Source organism: Rhodothermales bacterium (assembly GCA_039944855.1).
Classification (GTDB): domain Bacteria; phylum Bacteroidota; class Rhodothermia; order Rhodothermales; family JANQRZ01; genus JBBSMX01.
Window position 1 is genome coordinate 36,067 of the sequence record JBDUXZ010000035.1, and the last position, 11,842, is coordinate 47,908.

The window sequence follows — 11,842 nt, forward strand, 5'->3', positions numbered from 1 at the left end:
GCGGGACGACCGACTGCCGGTCGTCCCGCTCTGTCTGTCTTGGGCCGGGTGCGCAGCGGGGTGATCTTACCCGACGATGGAGAAAAGGCGCCTTCTCCACCCCAAAAAGGCCGATGTCGGATTGAGAATCGGGGTTGTTTCACAATGATCGGCGCTCCTCGGGCGATTACAAACATCGCTCGCAAAGCGCCGATATCGTTCCAGAGTGAGACGGCAACCCCCCGGCTCTATCTACGGGCTGCATTGTTGCTGCAGCAGGGCGTGACACCAACTACTACGCCCCGATGCCCAGCTTCTCTCTCTCCACTCCTACTCGGCACCTCGCCGTCCTCCTCCTCGCGACGGTACTCCTCGCCGCCTGCGACCTCGCGGACCCCGTCCTCGATGACGCCCGTCCGCCCAGCGCGGAACCCCTCGCCGCTGCCAGTGCCCCCCAAGGCGCCAGCAAGCTCCGCCACAGCCACCTCCTCGACCGGGCCAAGCGCACCGGCGAGGCCGCACGCGGCGGCGAGGCCGAGGGCTACATCGGCCTCATCGTCGGGCTCGACCCGTACCGGATCATCGAGCGCTACGGCGAGATCGACCCGTACCGGATCATCGAGCGCTACCAGGACATGGATCCGTACCGGATCATCGAGCGCTACCAGTATTCCGACGTGTTCGCCGGGTTCGCCATCTGGGTGGACGAGGACGAGGCCGACGCCCTCCTCAATGACATGGCCGCCGACGACGAGATCGCGTGGGTGGAGCCCGACATCAAGATCCTCGCGACGCCGCTCGGCAATATGACGTACTCCGAAGGCGGCGCGGAGATGACGCCGTGGGGCGTCGCCCGCATCGGCGGCGGCGGCCTCGACGGCTCGGGGGTCGACCTCTTCGTGATCGATACGGGCATCGACAGCGGGGACGTCACGACGGGGCCTGGGTTCGACTTCGTCCATGAAGCCAACGCCTCGGGGCAGGATCTCGACGGGCACGGCACCCACATCGCGGGCACCGCCGCCGCCCTCGTGAACGGGCAGGGCTCCGTGGGCATCGCCCCAGGCACCACCATCCACGACCTCCGCGTGCTCACCGGGCACGAAGTCGACGACAACGAGAGCCCCGTCGACCTCTCCCGTGCCATCGCGGCCGTCGAGCACGTCACGGCCTACAAGCTCGCGAACCCGAACCGGCCCGTCGTGGTGAACTTCAGCCTCGGGGCCGAGATCGGCACGACGGCGTACAACGCCCTCGACGAAGCCATCGTGGCCTCGACGGCCGTGGGTGTGGTCTACGTCGTCGCCGCGGGCAACGATGGCATCGACGCCTCGACGGTGACGCCGGCCCACGTGGCTGAGGCCATCACGGTCGGCGCCTACGGGCAGGACGATCGGTTCGCCTCGTTCTCGAACTACGGCGCTCGCCTCGACATCCTCGCCCCCGGCGTGGACATCGTGTCGACGGCGCCGTCGTCGACGGGCCTCGCGGTCATGTCCGGCACGTCGATGGCGGCGGCCCACGTCTCCGGTGCCGCAGCGGCGTTCCTCGCGGCCAACCCCACAGCCACCCCCGACCGCGTGGCGCAGTCGATCGTCGGGACCGCACAGCCCGGGATCGCTGGGGTCCCCGCCGGCACGGCGTCGGCATCGGTGTACGCCGGGCCCCGCGGGCTCATGAGCGCGAGCGTCCCCCCGTTCTTCCAGTACGCCCTCACGGCCGGCGACGACGTGAAAGTCCTCTCTGGGAACCTCTCGGTCCGCGTGGGTGGCTCGGGCGCTCCCAACGCGAGCGTGTTCGCGAACGACCGGCTCCACCTCCCGCTCCGAGGGTCGGAGTTCGAGGGCTTCGGCTATTACGGAACGAGCGCCGATCGGCCCTACTCGTTCCGCCCGGCCTACAACCCGAGCGGCCTCCCGACGACGATGGCACAGCCGCCCATCGACGTGCCGGCTTTCCGCGCCCAGGACTACGCCCACCTCGCGACGGCCTCGACGGGGACGTACCACCTCGCAGGTCGGCTCCAGATGGGCACGGCGGAGCAGCCTTCGATCCTGTACGTCAACGGCGACCTCGTCGTAAGCGGCCCCGCGCACTTCACGGGCTACGGCATCGTGCTCGTTACCGGGAACGTCTACGTGAATAGCCGCATCACCTCGCCCACCGACGGGAGCACCCGCCTCGGCATCTACGCCAACGGAGACATCACCGTCACCGCTGCCAGCTCGAACGTAGCCGCGCAGGTGTTCAGCGCGGGCGACATCATCCTCCGCGCCCCGACCACGATCTACGGGAGCGTGACCGCCGGCGACGACGTGCAGGTGGAGACGGCCGGGGCCGTCGTGCACTACCGCACGGCTTCCCCTGCCCTCACCGAACCGTTCTGGCCGATGGCGGGCCAGCACTAATCGGCGAATCCCGGAAATGAGTTAAGACATCCGGTTCGCATTCCGATAGCAAGGGAAGGGGCTGTGCGCACATGCGGTCCCTTCCCTCACCTTCCCCCATGTTCGTGTCGGTTCTGGATCGCATCCCTCGTACGGTGAACTCGCTCCGGCACCTGTCCTGGCTCGTCGCCGGGGTCGTCGTCGTAGCGTGGGGGGCCTCCGTACAGGTCCATGCGCAGGACCAACCGACCCTCGATCCCGGGCGGGCCCTCTCGCAGTACGTGCTGGACGTCTGGACGACCGACGACGGGCTCCCGCAGAATACCATCGTTTCTCTGGCCCAGACACAGGACGGCTACCTCTGGCTGGGCACGCAGGAAGGGCTCGTCCGCTTCGACGGGCTGCACTTCACGACCTACACGCAGGAGCTCCCGAACCCCTTCGTCTCCGCGCTCCACGAGGATGCCACCGGGGTCCTCTGGGTCGGGACCTACGGCGGGGGGCTGGCTCGGTACGAAAATGGGCGCTTCACCTCGCAGACCATCGACGGCGTGCCGGACGGCCACATCAGCGCCATCGCGTCGGCCGCCGACGGGAGCCTCTGGGTCGGGGCGTTCGGAGGCGGGCTCGTCCGGGTCTCCGGCGAACAGACCAGGACGTTTGCAACGGCCGAAGGCGCGCCGACGAGCGGCATCACGGCGCTCGCTACGGACGCAACGGGAGCGGTCTGGATCGGCACGTTGACCGAAGGTCTCGTCCGCTTCGCCGACGGGCGCTTCACGCGCTCCACCGCCGCCGATGGCCTGAGCGCCGACGAGGTCCGCTCGCTCCACGTCGCGGAGGACGGGAGCCTCTGGGTTGCGACCGAGAACGGGATCGACCACATCGTGCGCGGCCAGATCGTCGCTACCCCGGCCGCCGTGCTGGCCGACGACGCACCACGCACCATCCTCAGTGACACGGAGGGCACCCTCTGGGTCGGGACACAGCAACAGGGCCTGGTCCGGCTCCACGACGGTCGAGCCGAACGGCTGACGGCAGCGGAGGGCCTCCCCCACGACGCCATCTCTCTCCTCTACGAGGACCTCGAGGGCAGCCTGTGGATCGGCACCGACGGCGGGCTGGCGCGGCTGCACGGCGGCCGGGTAGTCACCTACTCGACGCCGGAAGGCTTGGCTCATCCCGTCGTGCTCTCCGTCTACGAGGACGCTCAGGGCGCTGTCTGGATGGGGACGGAAGGCGGCGGCCTCGCGCGGCTCGATGGCAACCGCATCACGATGCTCACGACGGCCGACGGGCTGCCTAGCGACGTCGTCCTTGCCGTACGAGGGACACAGGATGGGAGCCTCTGGATCGGAACACATGGCGGCGGTCTCGCCCGGCTCAAGAACGACCGGATCTCCACATTCACCGTAGCCGACGGCCTGCCCTCGGCCTCTGTCTTCGCGCTCTACGAAGACCGCGCAGGCACGCTGTGGTTCGGGACCTCGAACGGGCTCGGCCGCTATCGCGACGGCCGTTTTACGACGCTCACGACCGCCGACGGGCTCTCGAACGACCTCATCACCGTGATGACGGAGGACGCACGGGGCCGGCTCTGGGCGGGTACCTATGAGGGCGGTCTCAACGTGTTAGAAGGCGACGTGGTCGTAGCCCACATTTCCACTGAGGACGGTCTCCCGAGCAACCTCATCCTCTCGCTCCACGCCGGATCGGACGGCGTACTCTGGTCCGGCACCCAGAACGGGCTCAGCCGGATCGTAGACGCCGGCGAGGGCTTCGCGGTCCACACCTTCACCGCGACCCAAGGGCTCCAGAGCAGCACCGTACTCCAGTTGCTGGAGGACACTCGCGGCTGGCTCTGGATGAGCTCCAACCGGGGGCTCTCGCGCGTCCACACCAGTGACTTCGAAGCCGTCGCCGGGGGCGAGCGAAACCAGGTGACGCCGACGCTCTACGGCCGCTCCGACGGGCTCCGCAGTGAGGAGTTCAACGGCGGTGTACAGCCCGCCGGCTGGCAAGGGCACGACGGAGCCCTCTGGTTCCCCACCACGGATGGCGTCGTCGCCATCTACCCCGAGCACGTACCGGACTATCCGCTGGCGTCTGCCCGCATCGAGGGGCTGCTCGCCAACGGCGCCGCTGTCGACCTCGGCAGCGCGGACCATCTGGCTCCGGATCGGCGGCGGCTCACCTTCCGGTACGCCGCCCCGAGCTTCTTGGCCCCGGAGCGCATCCGCTATCGGTACCAACTCGAGGGAGTCGACGAGCAGTGGATCGGGGCCGGGGCACGCCGCGAGGCGTTCTATACGAACCTCGCGCCGGGGGACTACACGTTCCTCGTCCAAGCCCTCAACGCCGACGGCACCCCCGGCCCGATCGCCTCACTCCCGCTCCGCATCGAGCCGTACTTCTACGAAACGGGGTGGTTCAGAGCGTTGTGCGTGCTGACCGTGCTCCTCTTGCTGCGCCTGATCTACGGGGCGCGGATCCGCTTCCTCAAGACGCGCCAGCGCGAGTTGGAAGTCCTCGTCGAAACGCGCACCGACGAGCTCCGCCGGACAAACGAGCAACTCGCTGCAACGAGCGAGATGAAGACGCAGCTCATGCACGTCGTCGCCCACGACCTCAAGAACCCGCTCAATGGCGTCCACGGACTCGCCCAGGTGTTGCGGGACGAGCTCCCGCCGGACCTCCCACTGCAAGAGTTCGTCCACCTCATCGAGAAGGCCGCTGAGGAGATGCTAGTGATGGTCATCCGCTTCCTCGACGTGGAAGCTCTCGACAGCCAGGGGAACGTCCTGCTCGCTATCGAACGCATCGACATGTGCTACCTCGCACATGAAGCCGTAGAGCGGTTCCAGGGACAAGCCCAGCGTAAAGATCAGGTGCTCACCTTCGCGCCTCCGTCCCCAGCCGATTATATCATCGAAGGCGACCCGGCGTGGCTCAAGGAGGTGTTCGACAACCTCGTAAGCAACGCCGTGAAGTACACGCCGCTCGGGAAACGCATTCACGTTCGCGTCGCCCACCGGGAGGAAGACGGCCGCCGCTACGTCCGTTTCGAGGTGCAGGACGAGGGACCGGGCCTCACCAGCGAAGACATGGACAAGCTGTTCGAGCGGTTCCAGCAGCTCTCCGCCCAGCCTACCGCCGAGGAATCCTCGACGGGGCTCGGACTCTCCATCGTAAAGGGGATCGTCAATCGACACAACGGCAGCGTTTGGGCGGAGAGCGAGGTCGGCGTTGGCAGCACGTTCATCGTGGAATTCGAAGCCGCCGGCGCGGCTCCCCCCTCAGCCCCTACCGCAGACGAGCCCTCATACGATGACGCCGTAGCCTCCGCCGCGTCCGAGGACGCGGCGCTCACGGCCGAGGACGACGCCTGGCTCTATCAGGACGCCCTCGTCCTCGGCTCGGACTTCGAGGAAAGCGAGGCGAAGCCTGCCTCTGCCCCGCCCGCCGAGCCGGCTCCTAATGCCGCGCTCGACGCCACCTTCAGCTACATCGGCTAAGCCTCCTCCCTCCCGTATCACGATGACCGGATGCAGCAGGTTATCGAAGCCGCTGCTTGCTCCAGTTCTTCAGGGCACGGTACAGGAATCACGCGGGGGCGACCGGCCGGTCGCCCCCGCGTTCGTTTACAGCCGCCCGCTTACAGCCGCACGCTCGCGCCGACCTTCACGAGCGTCTGCCGCTGCTCGGCACCCGAGAGCAAGCGACTGTCGGCGACGGCAGCGTCGAGGCGGAGTCGGTCGAAGGTGAGCGCACCGCCGAGAGTAAGGTATATGGCCTGCCCGTCGTCCACGAAGGCGCTGCGCGAGAAGGGGTGCCCGCCCTGCCTCCACACGCCGAACGAGGCCAAAGCGCGGTCGGAGAGGTCGAGCCGCGCCCACGCGGCGGCCTCGATCTGGTTCTCGTAGCGATCGGCGTCCTCCATCTGCCAGAAGGCGTAGTGGAGGTCGGCCCCGATGTCCAGCGTCGGCGTAGCATCGACGGTTGTGCTGAGGCTGAGGCGTGCAGGGATCGCAGCGACACTGAACGAGAAGTCTTCGATAAAGCCTGCGATCTCGCCCTGCCCGTCCGGTCCCGTCGTCGGGACCGGCGTTTCCAGTCCTCCTTCGTAATCCGTTGCCCCCTCGACGCGGAGCGCGTGCTCGTAGTGAACGGCGAGGCCGTATCGGTCGGTGCGGTAGCGCACACCGGCCGCGAATTGCAGGCCCCACTCCGAGAACATCCCGGTGACGTTGTCGATCTCACTGTTTATCGAACCGCGCCCGAGGCCGAGCCGGAGAGCGAGATCGAACGTACTGCCAGAGGTGCCGATCGTGCGGTAAGCCACCTGTGAGGCGAGCACCTCCGCCCGCGCCGTCTGCTCCGCGCACCACCCCGACGACTCGACATCGGGGTTGTATGGAGTCTGGCGTGGGATGCACATGTCCATGCTCGACGCATAGCGCTGGCTGTAGCTAACCCCGAACGTCCACGCGCCGCGCGGGAAGACGACGGCCGCGCTCTGCGGACGCAGCCCGTTCGCCGGACCGACCTCGACATCGCTCGCGACCTCCGCCGCCGTTCCCAATCCGTACGACACCCCCACGGTCGTTTGCTCGAAGCCGCCGAGCGCAGCCGGGTTCGCCCCGCCCACGTCGGCCACGGTCACGCCGAACGCTGACGAGAGGCCGCTCCCACTGAATGCAGCCGGGAGCTGACCCTGAGGCATCAGAAAATCGCTCTGGGCCTGCGCGGCGAGGGGCGTTGCGAGGAGGAGGGCGAAGACGAGCGCGACGCGGAGAGGCGATGGGATCATGGGTATCGGAGGCCGGCGGAAAAAGAAACGGGCCGATGATACGCTCATCGACCCGCCCTTTTCAAACACTGCCGGCATCCGCTCAGAGCCCGACGCCGACGCGGAGGTAAAAAACGCTCACCTTAAACGACTCGTCGGTCGGGACATCGAAGAACTCGTCGTCGGCGAAGCCGGTCACGTCGAGGGAATAGCGAAGCTCGGCGAACACACTCGGGCCGACGATGGCGCTGAGTTCAGCACCGATGCCCGCGTTGAGCGCGAGGTTTACGCTCCGAGCTTCGGCGTCGGCGAGATCACCTGTGGCGAAGCGGGCCTCGGGACCGAGGAGGGCGTAGGGCTTCACGACGGGCGAGGGGAAACGGAACTTGAAGTCCACCGGCACGGCGATGAACGTGACGTTCGCCGCATCATCCCCCTCCCCGATGTCACCGGCCTTGACGTAGAGCAGCGACACGCGCGCGGCGAGCGGCCCGAAACCGACGTCGCCGAAGACGCCGACGTGGTAGCCCGTCGAGCTGTCGAGGTCGAAGCCGGCGGCGTCGGTGAGGGAGCCGAAGTTGAGCCCGCCGGCGACGCCGAACTTCGGGATGATCTGGGCCTGGGCGAGCGGCGTCGCGGCCACGAAGACGGCGGCGAGGAGGAGGTAGCGGAAGGAGCGCATGAGGGAACGGGGGGATGGCGAGAGGATGGGTGAGCCGACGGCTGAGGAGCGCAGCGCCCCGCCGCAGCGGGGGCGACCGTCGGTGCAGGCAACTTATCCCGACCCCCCGGAGTTTCCACGCCCCTCACCCCGCGGCCTGCTCCCGCCCAGCGACCGACTTCCCCATGCGCATCGGCATCACCTGTTACCCTACGTACGGCGGCTCCGGCGTCGTCGCCACCGAGCTTGGAAAAGCGCTCGCGCGGCGCGGCCACGAGATCCACTTCATCGCCTACGCCCCGCCGCAGCGGCTCGCCCACTTCACCGAGCGCATCTACTTCCACGAGGTCCGCGTCAACACGTATCCCCTCTTCGAATACCCGCCGTACTCGCTCGCGCTCACGAGCAAGATGATCGACGTGGTGAAGTACGAGAAGCTCGACCTCCTCCACGTCCACTACGCCATCCCCCACGCCACGAGCGCCGTCCTCGCCCGGCAGATCCTCGCCTGCGAGGGCATCCACATCCCCGTCGCCACGACGCTCCACGGCACCGACATCACGATCGTCGGGCAGGACCCCTCGTTCGTCCCCGTCGTCACCCACGCCATCAACGCGAGCGACGGTGTCACGGCCGTGAGCGACTACCTCCGCCGCGAGACGCACGCCGCCTTCGACGTGGAGCGGCCCATCGAGGTGATCCCCAACTTCGTCGACACCGAGCGCTTCAACCGGCAGGAGAAGGGGCACTTCAAGCAGGCGATCGCGCCGAACGGCGAGAAGCTGCTCATCCACGTCTCCAACTTCCGCGAGGTCAAGCGCGCCACCGACGTCGTCCGCGTCTTCCACCGGCTCCACGAGGAGGCCCGGAGCGGCGGGCCCGGCGTCAAGCTCCTCCTCGTCGGCGACGGGCCGGACCGGACGGCGTGCGAGACGCTCGCCCGCGAGCTCGGCGTCTACGGCGACGTCCGCTTCCTCGGCAAGCAGGAGCCCGTCGAGGAGATCCTCTCCGTGGCCGACGTGTTCCTCATCCCCTCCGGCTCCGAAACGTTCGGCCTCGCCGCGCTCGAAGCGATGGCGTGCGGCGTGCCCGTCGTCTCGTCCGACATCGGCGGGTTGCCCGAGCTCAACGTCGACGGCGAGACCGGCTACCTCTGCCCCCTCGCCGACATCGACTGCCTCACCGACGCCACGCGCCGCATCCTCCGCGACGACGACCTCCACGAGCGGATGAGCGCCGCCGCCCGCCGCCGCGCCGTCGACGAGTTCGACATCGACCGCATCGTGCCGCAGTACGAGACCTTCTACCAGGAGATGGTCGACGCCGCCCTCGCCCGCCCCGAGCCAGTCGGCGACTGCGCCTGAAGCATGAGCACGACCGACCGACACGTCAGCGAGAACGGCAGCGGCGGACGCCGCCCGTCGCCCGTCCGCAACCTGATCTCGAAGAAGAAAGAGATCTACCCCATCAGCGACTTCTTCGGCGAGTACCTCGAGCGCTACGACCGCCTCCACGAATCCGGCGTCCGCTACGAGAACCTCCTCCGCTACGACAACGCCGTCGCCCTCTACGACGAGCACGGCAACGACACGCTCTGGAGCACGGTGTTCTACGGCCCGGCCGAGATGCGCGAGATCAACGAGCACCTCCGCCTCACCTACGCCATCCTCAAGTCCGACGGCGACCTCTCCACCGTCGAGCACCTCTTCGTCGACCGGATCGACCTCTGCCTCTACGGGAACACCCTCCCGTTCCGCGTCCGCATCGTCAACCGGCTCAACGAGAACTTCGACTACTTCTACGTCAAGCGCGTCGACGCCAACCGAGTCTACGGGCTCGAGCTCGAGCACATCCTCTCGCCCAACCGGATCAACTACTTCGTCTCCGGGCAGACGCTCATCGAGGAGCACATCATCGGCATCCCCGGCGACGCGTTTATGCGCGAGACGATGCCCGAGAACCGGTTCGACCAGGTCCGCCTCGCCAAGGAGTTCGTGAAGTTCAACGAGCGCTGCTTCGTCCGTCTGCTGGGCGATATGCACTCGGGCAACTTCGTGATCGACATCACGCCGGACTTCGAGAAGATGCAGTACCGGATGCGCCCGCTCGACTTCGACCAGCAGAGCCACCACTGGCGCAAGCAGGTCTACCTCCCGCAGTTCTACCCCCAGAACAACGCCATCATCGCCGTCGGCATGGAGTTCATGGGGCCGACGACGGTCGACCAGTACCAGCGCGAGGAGCGAGCCCTCATCGCGAACCGGCTCCGCGTGAGCCACGGCCGCTACCAGGCCGTGATGGACGTGATGCGCGAGGACCTCATCGCCCCCTCCGAGCACGTGCAGAAGCTCGGCCGCCAGCTCGCCGAGCACTACCACGACGACGCCTTCGCCGCCTGCGACACGATGGGCGAGCTCGTCCACGCCTCGCTCGAACGGCTCCTCCAGCGCGCCGAGCCCGCCTCGGCTTCCCTCCTCAACTTCCCCGTCCCCACCACCGACCCGATGGGGTGAGGATTGGTCCGCAATCCGTGGTTCGTGGTCCGTTGTGGGTCGGCGGCACCGAAGGGATGCAACGTCGTATCATGGAGCATGAACTGGCGCGATTACATCGTTTCGGACCCTCGCATCCTCGTCGGTAAGCCGACGCTGAAGGGAACGCGCATCTCGGTCAAGCTCGTCCTAGAACTGCTCGGCGCGGGGTGGACGCAGGAGGAGGTGTTGGAAAACTATCCGACGCTTACTCCCGAGATGCTACAGGCGGCGTTCGCTTACGCAGCAGAAGCAGTGCAGGACGAAGCCGTCCACCCTGCTGCCTGAGTTGCTTTCTCGCGAGACCGATCAGCTTGGCTTCGAAGGACGAGGACGAGTCAAGCCACGCTTCGGCGGGGCGCGGTAGATCTAGCGTAGGTTGGCCTTACACCAGTCGATGCCTTCCATGCGCCTGCTCGCTGACGAAAACGTTCCTGCTGTCGTAGTCGAGGCGCTGCGCCAATCCGGCCTCGACGTTGTTCACATCACTGAAACGGCTCCGGGGATCTTAGATCCGCAGGTTCTGCAGCAAGCCGGGGCGGAAGCGCGGCTGCTAATCACCGCCGACCGCGACTTCGGCACGCTAATCTTTGGGGAGTGGCAGGACGCACCGGCTGGCGTGCTCTACGTTCGCATGGGAACGGCGAGCCCCCAAGCCGTGGCCGACGCGGTTCTCGATGTGGTGCAGAGCCCGGAACGCGAACTCATGGGCTATTTCAGCACCGTCCAGCCCGGCCGTGTTCGCCAGCGTCCGCTGCCGCCGCGATAGCCTTCGGGAGCGCGCAACGGGATAACCCAACGGAGCCCCGCCCGAACTCATCTCGGGCGGGGCTCCGTTGCAAATACAATACAGACGGTTCGCTAGCGAACGAGCGACACCTTCAGCGTCTTCGTGAAGTCGCCGGCCTGCATCCGGTAGAGGTAGACTCCGCTCGCCATCGAGGCGGCGTCCCACTCCGCTTCGTGGCTGCCGGCGGCCATCTCACCATCGACGAGGACGGCGACGCGGCGGCCTACGGCGTCGTAGACCTCGACCGTCACGCGAGCCGCTTCGGGCAGCGCGTACCGGATCGTCGTCGAGCCCGCAAACGGGTTCGGGTACGCCGGCTCCAGCGCGAACGCCGTCGGGACGGCGTCGCCCTCGTTCGCTACCGTGGGGAGCACCTCGACCGAGAGGGGCACCGTGAGCGTGGGCGTCTCGGTGCTGTTCGTCGTGATCGTGATCTCGTACTCGTATAACCCCGGCGCGAGGCCGGATGCGTCGACGGTCACGGTCAGGTTCTCCGAGCCATCTGCGTCGACGGTGCCACTCTCGGGCGAGACCGTGACGGCGAGCCCCGGAGGCACAGGCGTGAGGGAGACGTCGTCGATGAAGAAGTTGATGAAGTCGGGGTCCGGCGCCGACCCGTCGTTCTCCTGCAGCAGCGAGAGGGTGTACACCCCGTCGGCCGCCACCGTCACCGGGAGCTCGAGGAGGCCGTAGTCCCCGTCGTAG

9 protein-coding genes are annotated in these 11,842 nt (G+C 67.4%); 6 read left to right on the plus strand and 3 right to left on the minus strand.

Annotation, left to right across the window (positions count from 1 at the left end; all coding sequences use genetic code 11):
* Positions 1 to 284: 284 nt before the first annotated feature.
* Both ABJF88_17715 and ABJF88_17720 read left to right on the plus strand, forming a co-directional pair.
* Entirely contained in the window at positions 285 to 2,387 is a 2,103-nt protein-coding gene (locus tag ABJF88_17715; protein MEP0548778.1) for a S8 family serine peptidase, read from the plus strand.
* A 134-nt stretch (positions 2,388 to 2,521) separates the two neighbouring features.
* Positions 2,522 to 5,881 carry a two-component regulator propeller domain-containing protein gene (locus ABJF88_17720; GenBank protein MEP0548779.1) on the plus strand — a complete coding sequence of 1,120 codons (3,360 nt, stop codon included), beginning with the start codon at positions 2,522 to 2,524 and terminating at the stop codon, positions 5,879 to 5,881.
* A gap of 140 nt (positions 5,882 to 6,021) precedes the next feature.
* Here the strand turns inward: ABJF88_17720 and ABJF88_17725 are convergent, their stop codons facing one another.
* Together ABJF88_17725 and ABJF88_17730 are read right to left on the minus strand one after the other, a co-directional pair.
* Positions 6,022 to 7,176, minus strand: coding sequence for a hypothetical protein (locus ABJF88_17725; protein MEP0548780.1), 1,155 nt, complete (start codon positions 7,174 to 7,176; stop codon positions 6,022 to 6,024).
* Between the two features lie 82 nt (positions 7,177 to 7,258).
* Positions 7,259 to 7,837, minus strand: a complete 579-nt coding sequence (locus ABJF88_17730) for an outer membrane beta-barrel protein (GenBank protein ID MEP0548781.1) — start codon at positions 7,835 to 7,837, stop codon at positions 7,259 to 7,261.
* Positions 7,838 to 8,001: 164 nt separating this feature from the next.
* Between ABJF88_17730 and bshA the strand changes: the two genes are divergently transcribed.
* The 4 genes from bshA to ABJF88_17750 all read left to right on the plus strand — a co-directional run bounded on the left by bshA (position 8,002) and on the right by ABJF88_17750 (position 11,116).
* Positions 8,002 to 9,180 (plus strand): N-acetyl-alpha-D-glucosaminyl L-malate synthase BshA, encoded by a 1,179-nt coding sequence (gene bshA, locus ABJF88_17735; protein MEP0548782.1) that lies wholly within the window; start codon positions 8,002 to 8,004, stop codon positions 9,178 to 9,180.
* A 3-nt stretch (positions 9,181 to 9,183) separates the two neighbouring features.
* Positions 9,184 to 10,329, plus strand: coding sequence for a hypothetical protein (locus ABJF88_17740; GenBank protein ID MEP0548783.1), 1,146 nt, complete (start codon positions 9,184 to 9,186; stop codon positions 10,327 to 10,329).
* Between the two features lie 78 nt (positions 10,330 to 10,407).
* Positions 10,408 to 10,635, plus strand: coding sequence for a DUF433 domain-containing protein (locus ABJF88_17745; GenBank protein MEP0548784.1), 228 nt, complete (start codon positions 10,408 to 10,410; stop codon positions 10,633 to 10,635).
* Between the two features lie 118 nt (positions 10,636 to 10,753).
* Positions 10,754 to 11,116 carry a DUF5615 family PIN-like protein gene (locus ABJF88_17750; GenBank protein ID MEP0548785.1) on the plus strand — a complete coding sequence of 121 codons (363 nt, stop codon included), beginning with the start codon at positions 10,754 to 10,756 and terminating at the stop codon, positions 11,114 to 11,116.
* A gap of 92 nt (positions 11,117 to 11,208) precedes the next feature.
* Here ABJF88_17750 and ABJF88_17755 read toward each other — a convergent pair.
* Positions 11,209 to 11,842: T9SS type A sorting domain-containing protein (locus ABJF88_17755; GenBank protein MEP0548786.1), on the minus strand; the 634-nt coding region annotated here is incomplete at its 5' end.

Excerpts from the sequence above, each read along its gene's own strand:
- ABJF88_17715 (MEP0548778.1), top strand. The coding sequence starts at position 285 with ATGCCCAGCTTCTCTCTCTCCACTCCTACTCGGCACCTCGCCGTCCTC.
- ABJF88_17725 (MEP0548780.1), bottom strand. The coding sequence starts at position 7,176 with ATGATCCCATCGCCTCTCCGCGTCGCGCTCGTCTTCGCCCTCCTCCTC.
- ABJF88_17730 (MEP0548781.1), bottom strand. The coding sequence starts at position 7,837 with ATGCGCTCCTTCCGCTACCTCCTCCTCGCCGCCGTCTTCGTGGCCGCG.
- bshA (MEP0548782.1), top strand. The coding sequence starts at position 8,002 with ATGCGCATCGGCATCACCTGTTACCCTACGTACGGCGGCTCCGGCGTC.
- ABJF88_17740 (MEP0548783.1), top strand. The coding sequence starts at position 9,184 with ATGAGCACGACCGACCGACACGTCAGCGAGAACGGCAGCGGCGGACGC.
- ABJF88_17745 (MEP0548784.1), top strand. The coding sequence starts at position 10,408 with ATGAACTGGCGCGATTACATCGTTTCGGACCCTCGCATCCTCGTCGGT.
- ABJF88_17750 (MEP0548785.1), top strand. The coding sequence starts at position 10,754 with ATGCGCCTGCTCGCTGACGAAAACGTTCCTGCTGTCGTAGTCGAGGCG.